The organism is Streptomyces sp. NPDC089799 (assembly GCF_040684755.1).
GTDB lineage: Bacteria > Actinomycetota > Actinomycetes > Streptomycetales > Streptomycetaceae > Streptomyces.
Genome location: NZ_JBFBGR010000038.1, coordinates 24,119 through 43,687 on the forward strand (window position 1 = coordinate 24,119; position 19,569 = coordinate 43,687).

General features: G+C 70.0%; 14 protein-coding genes. 12 read left to right on the forward strand and 2 right to left on the reverse strand.

The features are described 5' to 3' along the window. The first annotated feature begins 48 nt into the window (after positions 1-48). From AB0O36_RS30900 to AB0O36_RS30925, 6 genes are all read left to right on the forward strand, one after another. Entirely contained in the window at positions 49-426 is a 378-nt protein-coding gene (locus tag AB0O36_RS30900) for an FKBP-type peptidyl-prolyl cis-trans isomerase (protein WP_365115888.1), read from the forward strand. 127 nt (positions 427-553) lie between these two features. After that, the gene (locus tag AB0O36_RS30905; RefSeq protein ID WP_365115890.1) at positions 554-1,270 is read left to right on the forward strand and encodes a hypothetical protein; all 717 of its coding nucleotides are present in this window, start codon (positions 554-556) and stop codon (positions 1,268-1,270) included. 338 nt (positions 1,271-1,608) lie between these two features. Continuing rightward, the gene (locus tag AB0O36_RS30910; protein ID WP_365115891.1) at positions 1,609-2,157 is read left to right on the forward strand and encodes a toxin-antitoxin system, toxin component; all 549 of its coding nucleotides are present in this window, start codon (positions 1,609-1,611) and stop codon (positions 2,155-2,157) included. Next, positions 2,157-3,365: a DUF6545 domain-containing protein gene (locus AB0O36_RS30915; RefSeq protein WP_365115892.1), complete on the forward strand. Its 1,209-nt coding sequence runs from the start codon at positions 2,157-2,159 to the stop codon at positions 3,363-3,365. The genes AB0O36_RS30910 and AB0O36_RS30915 overlap by 1 nt, the downstream gene beginning before the upstream one ends. A 360-nt stretch (positions 3,366-3,725) precedes the next feature. Continuing rightward, positions 3,726-4,247 (forward strand): toxin-antitoxin system, toxin component, encoded by a 522-nt coding sequence (locus AB0O36_RS30920; protein WP_365115893.1) that lies wholly within the window; start codon positions 3,726-3,728, stop codon positions 4,245-4,247. Further along, positions 4,247-5,437 carry a DUF6545 domain-containing protein gene (locus AB0O36_RS30925; protein WP_365115895.1) on the forward strand — a complete coding sequence of 397 codons (1,191 nt, stop codon included), beginning with the start codon at positions 4,247-4,249 and terminating at the stop codon, positions 5,435-5,437. The genes AB0O36_RS30920 and AB0O36_RS30925 overlap by 1 nt, the downstream gene beginning before the upstream one ends. Positions 5,438-5,601: 164 nt before the next feature. Here the strand turns inward: AB0O36_RS30925 and AB0O36_RS30930 are convergent, their stop codons facing one another. Beyond that, a complete protein-coding gene (locus AB0O36_RS30930; RefSeq protein ID WP_365115897.1) occupies positions 5,602-8,967 on the reverse strand; it encodes a hypothetical protein in 3,366 nt (1,121 codons plus the stop codon). A 560-nt stretch (positions 8,968-9,527) separates the two neighbouring features. Between AB0O36_RS30930 and AB0O36_RS30935 the strand changes: the two genes are divergently transcribed. The 6 genes from AB0O36_RS30935 (at position 9,528) to AB0O36_RS30960 (ending at position 18,198) form a co-directional block, all read left to right on the forward strand. After that, on the forward strand, positions 9,528-10,046 hold the full coding sequence (locus AB0O36_RS30935) for a hypothetical protein (RefSeq protein ID WP_365115899.1): 519 nt from the start codon (positions 9,528-9,530) through the stop codon (positions 10,044-10,046). A 112-nt stretch (positions 10,047-10,158) separates the two neighbouring features. Further along, positions 10,159-11,805 (forward strand): trypsin-like serine protease, encoded by a 1,647-nt coding sequence (locus tag AB0O36_RS30940; RefSeq protein ID WP_365115901.1) that lies wholly within the window; start codon positions 10,159-10,161, stop codon positions 11,803-11,805. Between the two features lie 136 nt (positions 11,806-11,941). Further along, positions 11,942-13,105 (forward strand): endonuclease/exonuclease/phosphatase family protein, encoded by a 1,164-nt coding sequence (locus tag AB0O36_RS30945; protein ID WP_365115903.1) that lies wholly within the window; start codon positions 11,942-11,944, stop codon positions 13,103-13,105. A gap of 56 nt (positions 13,106-13,161) precedes the next feature. Next, complete coding sequence (locus AB0O36_RS30950; protein WP_365115905.1) at positions 13,162-14,823, forward strand: phosphodiester glycosidase family protein; 1,662 nt, start codon at positions 13,162-13,164, stop codon at positions 14,821-14,823. 7 nt (positions 14,824-14,830) lie between these two features. Then, positions 14,831-16,567, forward strand: a complete 1,737-nt coding sequence (locus tag AB0O36_RS30955) for an FG-GAP-like repeat-containing protein (RefSeq protein ID WP_365115907.1) — start codon at positions 14,831-14,833, stop codon at positions 16,565-16,567. 122 nt (positions 16,568-16,689) lie between these two features. Beyond that, on the forward strand, positions 16,690-18,198 hold the full coding sequence (locus AB0O36_RS30960; RefSeq protein WP_365115909.1) for a DUF4246 domain-containing protein: 1,509 nt from the start codon (positions 16,690-16,692) through the stop codon (positions 18,196-18,198). A gap of 82 nt (positions 18,199-18,280) precedes the next feature. Here AB0O36_RS30960 and AB0O36_RS30965 read toward each other — a convergent pair whose 3' ends face one another. Next, positions 18,281-19,567 (reverse strand): acyltransferase, encoded by a 1,287-nt coding sequence (locus AB0O36_RS30965; protein ID WP_365115910.1) that lies wholly within the window; start codon positions 19,565-19,567, stop codon positions 18,281-18,283. Positions 19,568-19,569: the final 2 nt, after the last annotated feature.

Below are 19,569 nucleotides of genomic sequence, written 5' to 3' on the forward strand. Positions count from 1 at the left end.
GGATGTACTCCGGTACGAAGGATTCCGCCGGAGGGTGACGAGGCTGCGATGAGTGAACCGACGAAGCCGGAGATCGAGCTTCCGGAGGGTGAGGCGCCCCGGGAGCTGACCGTGCGGGACCTCGTCCTCGGGGACGGGCCCGAGGCGAAGCCGGGCCGGGTGGTCCGGATCCACTACGTCGGGGTCACCTTCGAGTCCGGGAGGGAGTTCGATGCCTCCTGGGACCGGGGTGAACCGTTCAAGTTCGCCGTGGGCGGCGGCAGGGCCATCAAGGGCCTGGACCGGGGACTCAGGGGGATGAAGGTCGGCGGCCGGCGCGAGATCGTCATCCCCCCGCGCCTCGGCTACCGCGACCAGTCCCCGTCACCGCTGATCCCGGCCAATTCCACGCTCGTCTTCGTGGTGGACCTGCTCTCGGTGGTCTGAGGAAGCCCTGCTTCCGCGCTGCGCGGGGAATGCGACGCCACCGGTCGCTCACGTGCAGTCGGGGTGGTTCCTTATGATATTCACGTAGACCAATCGGCTGCCGGCAGCGTGGATCAGGGGAACGGAAATGAACGAGGGATACGCCGCGGATCCCGCCCGGACCGCCCAGGACATCATCTCCTTGCTCGGACCTGCCGGTCTCGAACGCGAGGACGTGCTCCGCGTGGAGGGCGAGGGCGGCCTCGCGTACGCCTCGGGGCTGCCCGTGGAGGACGTACAGGCGCTGCTGCGCGGAGAGCCGCTGCCGCAGGGTGAGGGCGGCGGGGCGGATCACGTGGAGGAGCGGCACCGACGGGTGGTCGCCCGGATCGTCTTCCTCCGCTCCACTCGGCTGCGCACTTCCCCCGATGGCCAGCGCCGCGCGTACTCACTGGCCGAGATCGCGGCGGCCGCCGGGACGAGCACCCAGTGGCTGGACAAGATGATCAGGACGGGGAAGGCCCCGAACCTCGATCACGCGGCCGGGATCGCGGGGTTCTTCGGCGAAAGCATCGAGTTCCTCGTCGCCACACCCGCCCAGGCATTGGACCGCGTGCTCCAGCAGATCCACAAGGATCTGCTGCAGCGGACCGTCGCCCGCCAGGAACAGGACATCCAGCGCCTGCGGAGCACCGGCTCCGCAGGCTCGCCCGACCCCGGTCTCGGCGTCGTCGACTACGCCGCACGCGCCCTCGCCGACGTGCCCGAGGACACTGCACAGCCCATCATCGCCCTCATCGAATCCATCGCGCGGCGCTCGCGCGAGGAGCGCGCACGCGAGGGCCTCACGGACGCGCACGGATAGCCGCCCCGGGCCGGAACTCCACGCCCGCGCCGCGACTCCGGCAGGTTCGGCGAAAGCTCCCTCCGCAGACGGCCGCTGCGCTCGTCAGAGTGGACAAGAGAGCGCTGGCCAGGCAAAACGCCTGCCCGGAAACGTTTGCCTGCGTGCAGTCGAGTGGTTAGGGTCGCGGCGCGGGGTGACGTACCAGCCGCGTTCCGCGGGAGCGCGTGTGGGGGACAGACGCACCCGGGAGTCATGAACTGATCAAGTGTCGCGCAGCGTTCGAAGGCTCGGAGGCCCGAAGGCCCGAAGACCCGAAGGCCGATGCTCGGCAACGGATGTGTCCGGGTGGGGAAGACATGTGGGACGCGATGGGGGTTTCGCGCGCGATGAAGCGCCATCTGGAGGAACTGTTCAGGGAGGTTCCGCTCCCGACCGGGAGGGATCCACACCAGTTATTCCGGGCGATCTGCGCCTATCTCAGTGAGAGCAGCGGCCGCGAGGTCCGGCTCATGCTGGAGCCGTTCCCTCCGGGGACGGTCAGCGGACTCTGGCTGGACCTGGGCGACCACGAAGTGGTCGCGGTGGAGAAGAACACCCTGCCGATGCATCAGATGGTCATCCTGGGGCATGAGTTGTGGCATCGAAAAGAGCGCCACTCGGGCGTGCCGGGCAGTGAGGCCGGGGCGGCTGCGGCCGCACGCACGCTCGGGGACCGGTGGAGCCTCAGCGACGCGGCGAACCATGTCGCGGCGCGCACCGAGTACAGCATGGCGGAGGAGCGGCGGGCGGAGAGGTTCGGTCGTCTCCTGGCCGCGAAGTTCCACCCCTTGCTCCTCGGCAAGGACGACTGCACGACGCCCTCGGAAGACCTGGTCGGCCGCATCTGGGCATCGTTGAGGAGCTGATGGCACACCAGGAGCCCAACTACTACCTCGCCGCCGCCGTGCTGGGCGCGGCCTTGCTGGCGAAGGCACCCGCCCTCGTGCGGGAGTGGCGGAGCCCGACGGTCCGGACGGTGCACCTCCTGCTCTTCCTTTCGTGCACGGGCCTCATCCTCGCCTCGCCACCGACCGTCACCGCCGTCAACCGGTTCTCCGGCATCAGCAACTTCTCGGCCCCCCTCGTCCACAGCATCCTGATCGCGTACTCGTGCGCGTGCCTGGTGCTGCTGGACTACTGGCGAGGAGGTTCGGGAGAGCACGCCCGTACGCGCCGGCGCGTACGGGTGTGGAAGATCGGCTGCGCCGTCGTGATCGCGGCGATCGTGGGGCTCTTCGCCCTGGGCGAGGTGCCGGTGGAACGGCCGCGCGACTTCGACACGTACTACGCCGCCACCCCGTTCATCAGGGAAATGCTCCTGCTCTACCTGCTCACGCACGTCACCGTCGCGGTGGCCACGACCGTCATGTGCCGGAAGTGGATGCTCGACATCGGCAGAAGGACCGTGCGGGAACCGAAGACGGCAGTCGACAGGTCCTTGCGGATCGGCTTGCTCGTGTTGGTGATCGCGGGCATGGGAAACATCGTGTTCGGCCTGCTTCGGCTGGCCACCATCGGCGCCCGCTGGGCGGGCCGTGACTGGGCCGCCCTCAACGATGCCTTCTCGCCGTTCATCTCGGTCAGCGGAACGCTGGTCGGCGTCGGGCTGCTCGTACCGGCGTACGGGCCCGGGCTGATCGACCGGGTGTGGAACCCGCTTCTGGACCTTGCCGCCCTGCGACCCCTGTGGCGTCTGGTCTGCGGCCCCGGGCCCGCTGCCGGGAACCCGGCACTCCTCCGCCCGCCCTGGTACGCCGGCCCCGAGCAGGTCCTGCTCTACCGGATGACCACGATCCACGACTGGATGCTCGGCCTGTGCCCCTCCTGCGAGGACGAGGTGCGCGAGCTGGCCTACCGCCGGGCCAAGCAGAACGGGGCCGTGGAGCGCGAGGCGGTGGCCGCCGGCCTCGCGGCCATGTTCACTGCGGCAGCCTCCGACCGCGCACGCACGTCACCGCCGGAGACCGGACAGAGCGTGCTCGCCATGGCCGCCGTACGCTCGGCGGAGGCCGAGGACCGTGACCTGCTGGTGTCGATCTCGCGGGCGCTGGCGGGATCCGGCCGCAGTGCCTGAGGTCGGCGGAGACGTCCCGAAACCCGCGCCCGGCCGGCCGGGCCTCGGGGGTCTGACCGGTTCGCAACCATTTCCCTCCGCATGCGGTCAATACCCTCATCAGCCGTGTAAGGGGCCTCTGGCCAGGCAGTATGCAAACCCGGCCTTGGTTGCCCGCGTTCGATCAAGTGGCTAGTGTCGCGGACGCGGGGGTGGAGCATGAGCCCCGGTCCACGAGTGCGTGTGTGGGGGACAGACGCACCCGGGAGACACGAACTGACCGAGTGCCGCGCAGCGTTCGAAGTCTCGAAGAACGACGGCCGGCAAGGGATGCGTCCGGGTGGGGAAAACATGTGGGACGCGCTGGAAGTCTCGCGCGCGATGAGGCGCCATCGGGACGACCTGTACGCCGGGGTGCCGCGCCCGGCCGGGCCGGATCCGCACGACCTGTTCCGGGCGATCTGCGCCTATCTCACCGAGAGCAGCGGCCGCGAGATCCGGCTCATGCTGGCGCCGTTCCCTCCGGGGACGGTCAGCGGGCTCTGGCTGGACTTCGACGAGCACGAGGTGGTCGTGGTGGAGGAGAACACCCTGCCCATGCACCAGATGGTGATATTGGGGCACGAGTTGTGGCACAGCGCGGAGCGCCGTTCCGGGCGTCCCGGCGGCGCGGCCGAGCGAGTCACGGCCACGGCTGCGGGCGTGCTCGGGGACACGTGGAGCGTCGGTGACCCGGTCACGCATCTCGCGGGGCGTACCGACTACAGCGTGGCCGAGGAGCGCCGGGCGGAGAAGTTCGGGCGTCTGCTGGCGGCGAAGTTCCGGCCCTTGCTCCTCGGCGAGCGCAGCAGCACGCCCCAGGACGATCTGGTCGGCCGTATCTGGGCATCGCTGGGGGGCTGATGACATTCCGGTGCGACGACTACTACATCACCGCTGCCGTCCTGGGCGCGGCCTTGCTGGCGAAGTCGCCGGCCCTCGTGCGGGGGTGGCGCAGCCCGACGGTCCGGACGGTGAACCTCCTGCTGTTCCTGCCCTGCGCCGGTTTCGTCTTCTCCTCGGCGCCCACCATCAGTGCCGTCAACCGGCTCACCGGGATCAGCAATCTCTCGGCCCTCCTCGTCCACTGCATCATGACGGCCTATTCGTGTGCGTCCCTGGTGCTGCTGGACTACTGGAGAGGGGGATCGGAAGGGCACAGCCGTACGGGCCGGCGCGTGCGGGTGTGGAAGATCGGCTGCTGCGTCGCGATCGTGGCACTGGTGGCACTCTTCGCACTGGGTGATGTACCGGTGGAGCGGCCGCGGGACTTTGACACGTACTACGCCGACACCCCGTTCATCAGCGAGATGCTCCTGCTCTACCTGCTCACGTACCTCGCCGCCGCCGCGGCCATGACCGTCGTGTGCTGGACCTGGATCGTCGACATCGACCGCCGGACTGCGCACGAGCCGAAGACGGCGGTCGACAGGTCCTTGCGGGTCGGCCTGTTCGTGCTGGTGATCGCGGCCTTGACCAACATCATCTTCGCCCTGTTCAAGCTGACCGCCATCGGCGCCCGCTGGGCGGGCCGGGACTGGGACGCACTGAACAACAGCCTCGTCCCGTTCGTCTCGGTCAGCGGAGTGACGATCGGCATCGGACTGCTCGTACCGGCCTACGGTCCGGGTCTGATCGACCGGGTGTGGAACCCGCTGGTGGCCATCACCTCGCTGCGACCCCTGTGGCGGCTGGTCCGCACCTCCGGGCCCGCCCCCGGGAACGCGATGCTCGTCACCCCGGCCTGGTACGCCGGCCCCGAGCAGGTCCTGCTCCACCGGATGACCACGATCCACGACTGGATGCTCGACCTGTGCGCCTCCTGCGAGGACGAGGTACGGGAGCAGGCATATCGCCGGGCGAAGCAGAACGGGGCCGCGGAGCGCGAGGCGGTGGCCGCCGGCCTCGCGGCCATGTTCACGGCCGCGGCCCGCGCCGGTGCGCGCGAGGCACCGGCGGGGTCCGAGCGGAGCGTCAACGCGATGGCCGGCGTGCGGGCGGCAGAGGCGGAAGACCCCGACCTGCTGGTGTCGATCTCCCGGGCCCTGGCCTGAGATCCTCCGCCGCCGCACCCAACCAGCGCTCCGGTCCGCCGGCGCCGGCTGGGTGTCATACGATCCGCACGCGGACGAGGCGCGGATGAGAACACTCCGGTACTGACGCCGTGAGGGCCGGTGTCTTCCCCGACACCGGCCCCACAGTGGTCAACGCACCTGGGTCAATGTGATATCAGACGGTTGACGATCGCTCCGAAGCCGTCATACGCGGCACTCGTGAGCTCCTTGGCGATGTGGGGAACTTCGTCGATCCTGCTGATCAGCCTCGACTTCCCCATGGTGATGAGGCTGAGCCCCGCAACCCCGAGGGACTTCCAGAACTCCTTGCTGTCGAATCCGTATCCCATGCCGGTGAAGAACGCTGTCGCGAAGTCGAGGACGACGGTGGTCACACTCAGGACGATGGCGACCCCGGCGAGCTCCATGCCAAGGGGAATGCCGACAACGGTCAAACCGGCAAGCACACCGGCGACACCAGCCGCCACGCTGCCCACAGACGTGTAGAAGGCCAGCTCATGGGTGTCATGGGCGTAGTCCTTCCACTCCGACCTGCGTATGCCCCATACGACTTCGTCGTATTCGGAAAGGTCCGCCAGGTTCTTCATGGCGGCCTCGGCCGCCGCGATCGTGTCCGCCGCCAGCGTTGCCGCTGCCTCGTCCTCCGCATGCCGCTTGAGCACCGCCTCCAGGCGGGCCTCACCGGCCGCACTGGCCGCATCCGCCGCGTTCCTGCCGGCCGTGATCGCGGCGGCGCGGGCCCTCGTCGCAGACGCCTTCGCGTTGGCGGCGGAGGTGAGCGCGCTGCGAGCGGATCTGATCGCCTGGTTGGCGGAGTAGTTCGCCGACCGGGCCGCGAAGCGGGCGTTCGCCGCTGCCTGCTTGGCCTGCGCGGCCGAGGCCTGGGCCTTGCGGGCGGACTCTTCGGCTTGGTCCGCGTAAGCATTCGCCTTCTGTGCGGAGGCCGCGGCCCGAGAAGCCGCGGCCTCCGCCTTCCCCGCCCACGCCACCGCTTCCGCGGCAGCGTTACGAGCCGTGGCCGCGGCCTCCTGGGCGCGGGCGGCATCTTCCTGCGCCGCGTCGGCGATCTTTGCGGCCGCGGAGATGGCGCCCTGCATGGCCGCGACATGGGTGGCGAAATCCTGGTCGAGCTGCGCGGTCTCGTACTGGAAGTAGGCGATGAACTTCCGGCGCATCCACGCAGGGCCCTCGAGCGCTGCCTGGGCGTGGGCCTTGGTGTAGGGGCCCGCGGTCTGGAGCAGGGCGGCCGTGGCCACCGCATCGTCCTCCCACTGCGCCTTTTCGTACGTCACGAACAGGAACTCGTGGAGCGCTTCGGCCGTTCCGGCGTCCAGTGCCGCGTTGGCTGCCGCCGCCACCGCACGGCCGGGCTTCTCGGCCAGCAGTCGGGCCACCACGACACGGTTGTCCGTGGCCGCGGCCGCAATGGCACCCGTGCGGAGGAACGTCGCCGCGGCGTCGGGATCGCTGCTCTTCAGCGTCGCAGCCGCAGCGTAGGCGACCTTCGAGGGAGAGACCCTTGCGAGGTGGACGGTGCTCTCCCGGTCGTCCTGTCGCTGGGCGATCTGCCGGTCGCTGTCGATCCAGGCGTGGACGTCGGCATCCGTACCGGCCAGAGCGAACTGTGCCGCCTCCCGGGACCAGATGCCACGGGAATCCATGACGGCGACGGCCGCCTTCCGGCCCACGCTGGCGGCCGCTGCCAGGTTCCCCGCCCTCAGGGCCGATTCGGCCTGTGCGATGAGGCTCTTCGTCGCCTGGGAGGTCTGCTCGGCCTGGCTGCGCTTCGCCTCGGTCTGCGCCCTCTCGCGGGCTTCGGCCTGGGCGAACAATCGCATTTCCTCGACCGCCCGCTGCGTTTCGTGGTCCAGCCGCTGCTGTTCGGCCTCGCGCGCGCTCCTCTCCACCTCGATCGCCTGGAGGACCGCTTCCGTGGCCTTGTCGGCAGCCTTGGTGGCCTCGTTGGCGAACTGGGTGGACTTGTTCGCGTGGTCCACCGCCTGTCCGGCATACGTGACGGCCCATTCGGCGGCGTCGGCGGCCTTGTCCGCATGGGCGGCCGCGCTGTAGGCGGCGTTTCGGGCCGTACGTGCCGCGGTCGCTGCCGCGCTCGCGAGCACCTGCGCCGTTCCGGCGGCGTTGGTGGCGATCCGGGCGTTCGTGCCGGCGATCTGCGCCTGCCGCTTGGCCTCCTCGGCCTCCGCCACGGCCGTACCGGCCGACGTCTCCGCGGCCCTCTGGGCTGCCTCCGCGGTCAGGGCGGCTTTGCGTGCCGCGCCGGCGGCACTGGCACCGATGTCAGCGGCCGACTGCGCAGCGTTTGCGGCCAGCTCGGCCTGATCCGCTGTGGCCCGGGCCTTGGCAGCAACGTTGCGGGCGAATACGGCGGCGTCCTTGGCCTTGCCGGACAGAGCCGCGTTCTTGGAGGCGTCGATGGCCGCCCTGTACGCCTTCGATGCGGCGGTGCCCGCAGCGGCTGCCGCATGACTCGCGGCCATGGCGGCGTTCGCGGCGCGACGGGAGGCCTGAATCGCGGCGTGGGCGGCGTTGGTAGCCATCCGCGCCGCGTCGGACGCTCCCTTTGCGGCCTCGGCCGCCTTGCGGGCCGCCCGGGCCGCCTTCAAGACGTCGTTTTCCGCCTGGCGGGCCTCTGCCTCCGCTGTCTCCGCGGCTTCCTTGGCCTTGGCCGAGGCTTCCACGGCTCGGTTGGCGGCCTCTTCGGCCTGCTTCGTCTTCGACTCGGCGGTCTTGCCCTCGCGCTGGGCGACAGCGAGCAGTTCCTCGATCTTGGCCCGCTCCTGGTCCCGGGCGCGGGCGATGTGCTGGCCGGTGTCGAGGAACCATTCGATCTCGGCCTCTGTGCCCGACAGGGCCCTGTTGGCGTACTTCTGCACCTCCGGACCTGCGAGCATGAGCAGCTTGGAGGCCTCGGCGCGCATGTCCTCCAGCCGCGCTGTGAACTGGTCCGTGGCGAGGAACTTCTCCAGCGCCGCCTGGGAGCCGTCGTTGAGAGCGGCATTCCCCGCCTTGTTCACCGCCTTGCCGCTGGTGGCCATTACCGTGGCCGTGGCCACCCGCAGGTCCTCCAGGTGAGCGGACTTGAAGCCGCCCGAGAGGAACGCGGAGACGGCAGAGTCACCACCGTTGAGGGCGGCTGTGGCTTCACGACGAGTCCCCTTGCCGGCCACCGCGAGACTGTTCATGAGCGAGGCGCGATTGTCTGCCGCGGTTGCCGACGTGAGTGTCACGGCCAGGAAGCCCTGCACATCCGCATCAGATCCGGTGAGCGCGGCAGCGGCGGCGGCACGAACGGCCGGTCCGCCGAGCACCCATGCCTTGACGACCTTGGCTCGGTCCGTGTCCGGCAGGAGGAACGGATCGTCTGTCGACGGCGGCGTGTCGGCCCAGGCAGCTGTGGGGTTGAGAACCAGGCTGGAAGTGGTGACGACGGCCGTGGTGGCCGCGATGGCGCCGAGAATCCGCCGCCTACTCCAATAAGTGGTGTCCAAAACGGTCCTTCGCTATCGGCGCGCGGAACGCCGCAAGGCGTGGCGGCGTGATCCGGGGCAGCAAGGTGTGAGTCGCGCTTCATCAGCCTGGACGAAGAGACGCGGTGCGGGGTCCAAGCGGCGCGCAACAGGACCTTACGCGGCACACTGAGCTTTGACCAGACAGAAGTTGATGGCCAATCAACCTTCGTTTATTCGGTACGACCCGACCGGGCCTGCGACAGGGGAAGGCCGGCATCCAAACCTGGACACTCGCCCCTCTAATGACCCATACGATCTGCGCAAACTTTCAGCTTCACGTGATTCACGTCACTCATCCGGGCGGTCTGCTCGCATCTTCGGATGGACTTCGACATGCATAAGGGAAGCGGTGGAGCGTCGCGTTCGTTTTTCAGGGCTTGATTTCTGCTCCGGTTATCCGGCTAGGATCCCGGAGGAAGTCGGGGGGCCTCCGATGAGAGAAGACCTGTCCATGTCGGTCCTCTTGTTGTTGAGACGTGAGCCTCCGCATCCGCATGCAACTCTCCGGGCAGGGCCCGGAACTGACGACTGGGGTAGGGATGAAGGCACGTAAGACGTTCACCCGCACCGCGACTGCCGCCACCGCGGCCGGCGCCCTCGCATGGATCGCCATCACCGGCGCCGGCGCAAGCGCGACCGGTACTACGGACACCACCGCGCTGAAGGCCGTCGCCGAGGAGGGCCCGGGCTACGCCATCGAGGACTTCGGCTACCCGAACGCCGACAGGATCCTCGCCGAGCAGCACATCACCCTCAAGCGCGGCGACGGGCACATCGTCCTCGCCGACTGCGCGAGCGCGACCGACCTCATGGAGCTCTGGGCCCGCGACAAGGAGAAGATCTGCTTTCGGGTCACCGGGACCACCGGCTACCTGACCCTGGAGATCCCCTCCGTCTTCGCCGTCAAGGGCAACAACTACTCCGCCCAGGTCGACTTGAAGGTCGGCGAGGAGGAGAAGACGTGGGAGGTGAACAAGAACTCCTGGACCGCGGTCGGCGAGAGCGCCGACGAGCAGGGGCGTGAGTTCATGCTCATGGAGATCCGGACGGCCAAGTAGGGCCTGTACGGCACCGGCAGGGGCCTCACCCGCCGACAGGGACAGCGACCGGACGCGCGTCCGGTCGGCACTCGACCGTTTTCCCACGCACCCGTTCACCGAAGGACCAAGCATGCTCGCACCCCGTCTGCGCTCGGCGCGGACAACCGGTCTGCTCGTCTCCGCCACTGCGGTCGCCGCCGGGCTGATCTCGGCGGCTCCCGCCACGGCCCTGGCCGGGCCCGAGGCTCCGGCCGATCAGTACAAGGCCGTGGTGAAGCTGAACATCGGCGACGAGGTCAACTCCCGTGCCTGCACGGGCGCCCTGCTCGACGCCAACTGGGTGATCACCGCAGCCAGTTGCTTCGCCGCCGCCCCCGGTACGCCGGTACCGGCCGGGAAGCCGGCGCTGAAGTCCGTGGCCACGCTCTCCGACGGCCGGGCCATCGAGGTCGTCGACCTCGCCCCCCGTACCGACCGTGACCTGGTGCTCGCCCGCCTCGCCACCCCCGCCACCAGCCTCGCCGGCGTGAGGATCGCCCCCGAGGTCCCCGTGGCCGGAACCGACCTCACGGCGGCCGGGTTCGGGCGGACGAAGACCGAGTGGGTACCCGACAAGCTCCACACGGGCACGTTCACCGCGAACGCCTCCGACGCCGGCACCCTCACCATCACCGGCAAGGGCACCGACGCCCTGTGCAAGGGCGACACCGGCGGTCCGCTCTTCAACGCGGCCGGCAAGCTCGTCGGCGTCAACAGCCGTTCCTGGCAGGGCGGCTGCCTCGGCACCCCCGCCACCGAGACCCGTACCGGGGCCATCTCCGCGCGGGCCGACAACCTCATCGCCTGGACCGCCGAGGTCCGCTCGCAGACCCCCGGCTGGAAGACCGAGGCCGTCGTGCAGGCGGGCACCACCCTCTACCAGGGCATCCGCCTCTCCGACGGCTCCTGGACCGGCTTCATCGACGTCCAGTCCAAGGCCGGGGACATCGGCGGTGTCCGCACGGCCACCGTCGCGGGCATCAACGGCGACACCCATGTGGTGGCGCTCGGCCACAACGGCCGCATCTACCACACCATCCGCAAGGCGGACGGAACGTGGCTGAACTTCGGCGACGTCGGTGCGGAGGCCGGCGTGCTGCCCAACGTCACCCAGGTCTCCGCCGTGTCCACCGGTACGGAGATCCAGGTGGTCGCGGTCTCCAACGGCAAGGTCTTCCACAGCGTGCGCCGCGCCAACGGCACGTGGGCGCCCTTCGGCGACGTCGCCGCCGTCACCGGCCCCATGAGCAACGTGACCTCCATCGCCACCGCCAACACCGGTGGTGAGCTCCAGGTCATCGCCGTCAGCGGCGGCAAGGCGTACCACACCCTGCGCAACACCACGGGTCACTGGACCGTCTGGGGCGATGTCGCCCAGGCCGCCAGCGCCACCGGGCCGATCAGCTCCGTGGCCATGGCGGGCAGCGGCGGCGACGCCCACATCGTCATCGCCACAGACAACGGCACGCGCCAGTACTACGCCATCCGCCAGGGCAACGGCACCTGGAGCACCTTCTGGGACCTGGCCGGCCACCTCGGCAACATCACCGTCACGTCCGTGGGCGCGGCCGGCGTGGACCGTAACGTCGGCATCGCTCTCACCACCGGCGGCAACCAGGTCGTCCACTTCGCCCGTGACAACCAGGGCCGCATCTTCACGACCCCGGTCACCGTGCCCATCGTCCAGGGCATCGCCGTCAACCCCCTGGGCTCCATCGCCCTGGCCGGCACGCTCTGACCCGGAGCGGACCCCCATCTCCTGCCCACCCGCCCCGCACCCTCTTCGGGGCGGGTGGGCAGGTACGGCCCTACCGGCCGGTCTCTCCTCTCCACCCAGCCACGGCACCCCGGGGTGCAGCGAAGGAACCCGCGTCATGCACCCTGTCCGCAGGTCTCTGATCGCCATGGTCACGGCCATGGGCCTCCTCGGCGTCTGCGTCACCGCCTACGCCTCCACCGCCCGGCCGGCAGCGGTCCTCGCCGATGACGTGACCGCGATGCCCTACGCCGTCGAGGACTTCACCCACGACCTGCAGGCCGCGACCGGCCCCCTCCGGGTGGTCACCTGGAACATGTGCGGGGACGCGGGCGGCGCGCGCGGAGAAGCCGGATACTGCCCGAGGCGCAACTTCCCGGCGGAGAAGGTCAAGGCGCTCACCGACCTCGTCGCCAGGCACAAGGCGAACGTGATCATGCTCCAGGAGGCGTGCGGGTACACCCAGGGTCAGTCGGATCCGGCGCCGAATCCGCAGCTGAGCCACATGAGACTCCTGGACGAGGCCCTGCCCGACGACTGGCAGCTGGTCCACGCACCCGGCACGCGCGAGGACGGTACGAAGAACTGCCGCGCCGGCACGGAACCGGGGCTGACCGGCCCGTTCGTGGGCGGGGAGATCGGTGTCCTGCTCGCGGTCAAGGGCGGCTTCACCCAGCCGCAGATCATCGAGACGCTCCCCCGCGGCCTGCGGGCCGAGGACTTCACGAGTCTGCCCACGGGGTACCCGCAGCTGCCCGCGGAGGAGAGCGGCACCGTTCTGACGGACGCGATCGAGAAGCTGGACCGCCGCAAGAGCCCCGTGCTGTGCGTCCGGCCGAACGCATGGGCGGAGAAGCTGTGCACGTCGCATCTGTCGGCCGGGCAGAAGGAGAAGAAGTTCCCAGAGATCATCCGGACCATGCAGGCACGGCTGATCAGGGACGAGCTCTCCACCGACTTCCGGAACGGCATCGTCTTCGGCGGGGACCTCAATGCCCGGGGCGACTCCCCCACCCTGGAAGGCATCTCCGGCGGACTCGACCGCTGCGCCACCGACCCTGCCCTCCACACCCACCAGACCTGGCGCGGCGCCACCCCCAGCGCCTACACCCTCGACCACGTGTTCACCGGCCGTGACGCCGGACACCGCTTCACGGACTGCCTGGTCGACCAGTCCCTGATGGACATGACGCAGCAGACGCCCGGCACCCAGCCGACGACCGGCGTCTCCGACCACGCCCCTGTCATCGCCTACCTCGGTGCTCCCGGCCGTTCCCTGTGAAGCGGCCGGCGTCCACCTCCTGAAGGCAACGGTTCTTCGTCCACCTGAGGAGTGTCTTGCCCAGACTGTCTCGCGGCCTCGCGGCTGCCGTCGTGCTCGCTTCCATGGTCGTGCTGCCACCCGGCGCGGCAGCCGTGGCAGACGGGTCGGGCAACACGGCACAGCACATGCCGCTGGGCCCTGACGATCTCCGGACCGTCGCCGAGCCCGTACGGACCCTGGCACCCGGCGTCACGTACCAGAGGTTCAGCCAGGGCCAGGCGTCGGACGTGTGGTCGGTCGAGTTGGAGATCCCGCGCCCCGGCGGCAGGAGCTGGCAGGTCGGCAACAGAACGTACGCCGATGCCTTGGTCAAGGACCTGGCCGCCAAGGGGTTCACGGGCCGCGTCGATTCCCGGCAGGTCCCCGTACTCACGGGGAACGGCGGCCACCTGTCCGAGAACATGGTCCGTGTCGGGCGGATCGGCCCGGACCACCGGGCCGACGCCAACCTGTTGAAGGGCCGGCTGGAAGCCTCCGGGTACTCCGCCCGCATCACCTACACGGCCGAGGACGGCTCCCCCAGCACCGGGCCGTGGCAGGTGCAGGTCGTCACGGTGGAGCCCACCGCGGCCGTCGCCTTCAGGGCCGTGCACGGACAGGACGTCAGCACGGCCCAGACGGTCCGCGACATGGCCGGGACGGCCGGCGCCCTGGTCGCGGTCAACGGGTCGGAGTTCGACATCGATTCGAAGACCAACCCGAACTTCTCGGGCCACGGCGGCGATCCCGAGGGACTGTACGTCCAGGGCAACAACCTGCTCAGCGAGGCCAACAACGGCCGAACCGCCCTGCTCCTGGAGGGCGCGGGAGACCGGGTCCGCGTCGACGAGATCACTTCCGGGACCCAGGTGACCGCGCCCGACGGCCAGGTCCGCCGGATCGACGGCATCAACCGCGTGCCCGGCCGGATCCGCGGCTGCGGCGGAGTCGGCGAGGACCACCGCCTCGACGGCAAGGGCGCCAACCCCGAGGCCAAGCCGTGGCGGGGGGTCATGTGCGTCGACGACGACGAAGTCGTGATCTTCCGGCCCGAGTGGGGGGCGACGCCCCCTCTGCCGCGACCCGAGGTCGGCAACAGCGTTGATGTCGTCATGGACGGCAACTGGACCGTCAAGGAGATACGTCCGCCCGGAGGCCCCATCCCCGCGGGCAGCAGGATCATGCAGGGGATCGGGGCCGGTGCGGACTGGCTCCGTGCCCACGCCGTCATCGGTCAGGCCTTCAAACCCGGCACCACCATCACCGACTCCCAGGGCAAGCCGGTGACCAGCCCGACCCTTTCCGCGGTCGCCGGCGGCGGCCCCGCCCTGGTCCGCAACGGCGAGGTCCTGGTCAACACGGTGGCCAACGGCATGCACGACGTCACCTGGGGCACGCCGACCGCAGCCGTCACCGAACGGCACCCCCGGACCCTCGCAGGGGTCACCGCCACCGGCGAACTCCTCCTGGTCACCATCGACGGGCGTGACCCCCTCACCAGCGTCGGAGTCACCGTCCAGGAAGCCGCCGACGTCATGAAGTGGCTCGGTGCCAAGGACGCACTCAGCCTGGGCGTCGGCGGCGACACCACCCTCGTCGCCAACGACACCCTTTACAACCGCCCCATGGACAGCTGGACCGCGAGCGGCCCCACCGAGCGCAAAGTCGGCAACGCCGTTGTGATCGTGAAGAAGTAGGGGAACCGTGAAGAGAAGAGAAGGACTCGCCGCGTGGATGGCCGGCGGGCTGGTCGCGGTGACGGGCGTGTTCGCGGCGCTGCCGGTGACACCCGCGGTGTCGGCCGTGGCGCCGCCCGGGACGCCGCCGGTGCGGACGATCTCGTACAACGTCTGCGGCGCGTACGCCGAGAAGTGCCGCAGCGAGATGTCGCTCACCGCATGGACGGACGGCCTGCGGGGACACGTCTCCGACTGGGACGCCGACGTGGTGATGCTCCAGGAGGTGTGCAAGGGCCAGTACGACGGGCTGCGGCAGGCCCTGCCCGGCTACACCGGTGTGTGGACCGGCACCCAGACCGCGGACGGTTGCGGGAAGTGGGGGGACGACAAGAGCTTCGGGCAGGCGCTGCTGGTGCGGGCCCCGCAGAGCGAGGTCAGCGGGATGTCCACGGAACTCACGCCGCCGGGGTTCACCGGGGAGAAGCGCTCGGTGGTCTGCGCCAAGGCTCCCGTGGACGGGCGTGCCGTCCTTGCCTGCGGCACCCACCTGCGGCGCGACGACGCCGCGCAGAACGACACCCCGGCGCTGATGGCGCGGATCGAGGCATGGGCCAACGGCCTGCCGGTGGTCCTGGCCGGTGACTTCAACGCCCGTCCCGCCTATGCGCACATGGACCCGGTGTACGCGGGCCGGCCGGGCACCCTGTCCCTGGCCGAGGCGGACGGCACCGACCCGCAGTACTTCACGGCCGCGTGCAAGGCCGCCGGCGCCACGGAGTGCCGCACCGGCGAGCCGACCCTGGTCGACAACGAGACCGGGACGAAGTACGTCTCGAAGTTCGACTTCACCTTCTTCAGCCGCCAGGACTTCCGGGACCTGCGCAGCGAGACGCTGGAGACCGGCTTCACCAAGGTCAAGGACCACCTGATGGTCCGCTCGGCGGCTTCGTTCCAGACGCGGACGCCGGTGGACGGAGACCTCACGGGCGACGGCGTACCGGACCTGCTCGCGGTCCAGGACGACGGCTCGGTGCGGCTCTATCCGGGGCTCGGGAACGGCCGGTTCGCGCCGCACCGGGTGATCGGGACGAGTGGGTTCGCCGGGGCCGACGTGAGCCACCGCGGTGACTGGACCGGTGACGGCCGTGAAGACGTCGTCGCGCGGATCGGGGACGAGCTGTGGGTGTATCCCAACACCGGTCTCGGCAGCCTCGGTGAGCGCATCCCCATGGGTGAACGGCCCAAGGGATGGGCACACGCCACCGTCCTCGCGGTCGGGGACGTCGACGCGGACGGGCAGCCGGACCTGGTGGGCCGCAGTGTCAACGGCCTGTACCTGCACCGCGGCACCGTCGGCACCAACCCGGCCCTGCCCCGCGAGGTCGTGGTCCTGGGCGGCCCGGAGTGGAAGCCGGCCGACCTGCCCGAGATCCTGGCTCCCGGCGACGTGGACCGGGACGGCCGCGCGGACCTGTGGGCGCGCGCCGCCGACGGACAGCTGCGCCAGTACCTCTCCAGGGGAGCGCAGGTGCTCCCGGCGCCCACCGCCCTGGGATCCGCCCCCCGGGACGCCCACCCGCTGGCCGGAACGGTCGGTGACGCGAACGGTGACCGTCGCGCAGACCTGCTGCTCACCACCGCACCGCAGGGCGACGGCACCGGCAACCTGACCTTCCTGCCGGGCGACGCCACGGGCACCGGGTTCGGCCCGGCCGCCACCATCGGGGAGGGCGGCTGGCGCTGGATCCATTCCGTGCGCTGATCCACCTCGACCGCAACCCGGGATCGCCGTCCTGAGGAGCATTCGGCTTCTCGGGACAGCCCGTGTCAGTGGGCTGACGTATTCTTCCGGCCACCGCACACCGACTCGGAGGACCAAGAGAATTGACCGGCCTGTCTGCCTTCCCGCTGCCCTTCCAAGCATCGCGTTCCGTATCGTTCGCGACTCCCCGGACGCTGCGGGAACTGCAGATGATGCAGTGCAGCGCGCACATCCGGGCGAAGCCGGGGTGGTTCGACAAGATGAACGACGCCGACATCGTTGCCCGGTGGACCCGGGAAGCCCTCGCTCAGGGCCTCACCGAAGCGCAGGTGCGGTACGTCCTCGCCGAACTCGCGCACTACGCCGGCCTGCGGGACGGGCGGACCGGCATCGAGGTGTCCGCCGTCGACGGGGTGTGGCAGTCGGACACACTGGTCGACGACGGGCTCGCCGCCCGGCTCCGCGAGGCGGTCCGGGTCCTGGAGGAAGTCCCGGAAGCGGAGCGGGACTGGCATCCGGGATCCGGCGGGCAGGTGCTGGATCTGGTGCATCCCTCCCTGTTCTGCCTGGTGCGGGACGTGAGCGGCGGTCCCGGGCGGGCGTGGCGGAACCCGACGGACCACTGGTCGAAGTACGAGTTCTCGGAGCGGTTCCAGTGGCTGCCCACGGACGTCGACGTCAGTGACGAGGGCGGAGCCGTCTTCCGCTCGTACGTCAACAACGTCCACCCCGAGACCCATCGCGAACTCGCCGCCGTGCTGCCGGACGTGTTCGCGCGCATGCTGCCGCTGTGGGAGAACGTGCTCACCGATCTGCGCCATCCGCGGCCGTTGCGCATCGAGGTCGATCCGTACGGGTGGTACGACTCGGAGCCGGAGTATCCGGTCCAGTCCTCCTTCGGCGACTACGGGGCCTACTGCGATGCCCGCAGTGCCTGGGAGGAGGCGCACGAGGCCTGGTGGGAGAACCGCCGTCCGGTCGTCCCGGACGCCCCGGACTTCACCGCGCCCGAGGTGCCCGAGGCGGCCGCCCGGGTCGACCTGCGCGGCCGCCGCCTCCAGGTCATCGTGAAGCTGGCCACCATCCACCTCACCCCGGAGGATCCCGAGTACGCGGGCGGTTCCTGGCACGTCGAGGGGATGCTGAACGAGCGGATCGTCTCGACCGGCCTCTACTACTGGGACAGCGAGAACATCACCGAGAGCCGGCTGGGTTTCCGGGCGGCACTCGACGACCCGAGCTACGAGCAGAGCGACGACAACGGCGTGCGCGAGGTCTACGGCCTGGAGGACGAGGACGCCCTGAACCAGGTACTGGGCTCGGCATCGACCCCGGCGGGCCGCTGCCTGGCCTTCCCGAACGTGCTGCAGCACCGCGTCGGACCGTTCCGCCTCGCGGACCCCACGCGCGCGGGCCACCGCAAGATCCTCGCGTTCTTCCTGGTCGATCCGTCGACGACGGTGGTCTCGACCTCGGACGTGCCGCCGCAGCAGCCGTGGTCGGAGACCTCGACCATGACGCTCGCACAGGCCGGGGAGTACCGGGAACAGCTCATGAAGGAACGCAAGTTCTTCGTCGACGAACACAACGAGCAGCTCTACGAGCGGGAGTTCTCCCTCTGCGAGCACTGACACGTCCTGCACAGCGGTCGAGGGGCCGTTCCGGGGAGTTCCGGGACGGCCCCTCGGGGCGTGCGGGTGGGTGCCGGCGCCGTCAGTCGGCGGCTCGGCGGCGGCCGCGTTGGCGGCGCGGGTAGGGGAAGAGCCGTGGGGAGCGTTTGGCGGCCACGTCCTCGACCCAGCCGAAGGTCAGCACCAGCAGGCCGAGCAGCGGGATCGCCACCAGCAGCGTGAACCACTGGCTGGCCAGCAGCCACTGGAGGTTGTCGTAGAAGAAGGGGACGCTCCACAGCGGGTCGATCAGCGGGATGGCGACCACCAGCGCGACCTGGTGCCAGAGGTAGACGCTGACGGCGCGCGCGTTGAGCAGGCTGACCAGGCCGTTCCAGCGTTCCAGCAGTCTGGGCCACTGCTCCCAGGACGGGCTGACGTGGAGCAGGAGGGCGACGAAGCCGAGGGACCAGAGGGCCTGGGCGATGGGCCACGCCTCGATGTCGGTCGCCACGGTCGGGTCGATGACCGGCCGGGTCTGCAGGTACCAGAAGCCGGCCACCATGATCAGTGGCGCGACGGACGGCACCACGTACTGCGGGATCTTCTTGAGCAGGCCCTCCTGGTGGGCCATGCCCAGGATCCAGCAGGAGCCGAACATGGCGAAGTCGTTGGCGGTCTCCCAGACCCGGTACCAGATGAACTCCTGCTCGGCGAAGAAGGTGTTCATGACGATCACCAGCGCGAGCGGGGTGAACAGCGTCACCAGCGGGAAGCGCCGCAGGGCCCGGAGCATCAGCGGTGAGAGCAGGACGTACCAGAGGTACGCCCGGAGGTACCAGAGCGGGACGATGATCTGCGCGGCCCAGCTCTGTTCCACGAGGTGGTGGAAGCCGGACAGTTCGTCCGCGTACGGCGGGGTGCTCAGCGGCAGGATCCAGAAGCCCAGCTTGGCCCACCACCAGGTGGGGTGGCCCTCGGAGTCGGGGCCCCAGCCGTCGCGGATCTGGAGGGCGATCATGACGGCGCCGAACAGCCACATCGGCGGCAGCAGCCGGCGGAGCCGGCCCCGGATCACGCCGAGGGCGGGACGGCTGAGCGAGCGGGCCATCAGCGAGCCGGCCAGCGCGAACATCACGCCCATGGAGGGGAAGACGAGGGGCAGCCAGAACCAGACGAAGTTGTGGTAGAGCACCACGCGGAACAGGGCCAGCGCGCGCAGCAGGTCGAGGTAGCGGTCCCGGCCGCCCTTGCGCCCCTGCGGCGCCTCCGGCTCCGGCTCCGGCCCGTGCCCCTGCCCTTGCTCCTGCCACTGCCCCTGCCGCAGGGCGGCGGGGATCCTCAGCCGGACGGTGTCCCGGGTACGCCCGAGGTCGATGGGTGCGCTCACGG

Bases quoted from the DNA above. Each gene is read 5' to 3' on its own strand.
- AB0O36_RS30900 (WP_365115888.1), top strand. From the start codon at position 49: ATGAGTGAACCGACGAAGCCGGAGATCGAGCTTCCGGAGGGTGAGGCG.
- AB0O36_RS30905 (WP_365115890.1), top strand. From the start codon at position 554: ATGAACGAGGGATACGCCGCGGATCCCGCCCGGACCGCCCAGGACATC.
- AB0O36_RS30910 (WP_365115891.1), top strand. From the start codon at position 1,609: ATGTGGGACGCGATGGGGGTTTCGCGCGCGATGAAGCGCCATCTGGAG.
- AB0O36_RS30915 (WP_365115892.1), top strand. From the start codon at position 2,157: ATGGCACACCAGGAGCCCAACTACTACCTCGCCGCCGCCGTGCTGGGC.
- AB0O36_RS30920 (WP_365115893.1), top strand. From the start codon at position 3,726: ATGAGGCGCCATCGGGACGACCTGTACGCCGGGGTGCCGCGCCCGGCC.
- AB0O36_RS30925 (WP_365115895.1), top strand. From the start codon at position 4,247: ATGACATTCCGGTGCGACGACTACTACATCACCGCTGCCGTCCTGGGC.
- AB0O36_RS30935 (WP_365115899.1), top strand. From the start codon at position 9,528: ATGAAGGCACGTAAGACGTTCACCCGCACCGCGACTGCCGCCACCGCG.
- AB0O36_RS30940 (WP_365115901.1), top strand. From the start codon at position 10,159: ATGCTCGCACCCCGTCTGCGCTCGGCGCGGACAACCGGTCTGCTCGTC.
- AB0O36_RS30945 (WP_365115903.1), top strand. From the start codon at position 11,942: ATGCACCCTGTCCGCAGGTCTCTGATCGCCATGGTCACGGCCATGGGC.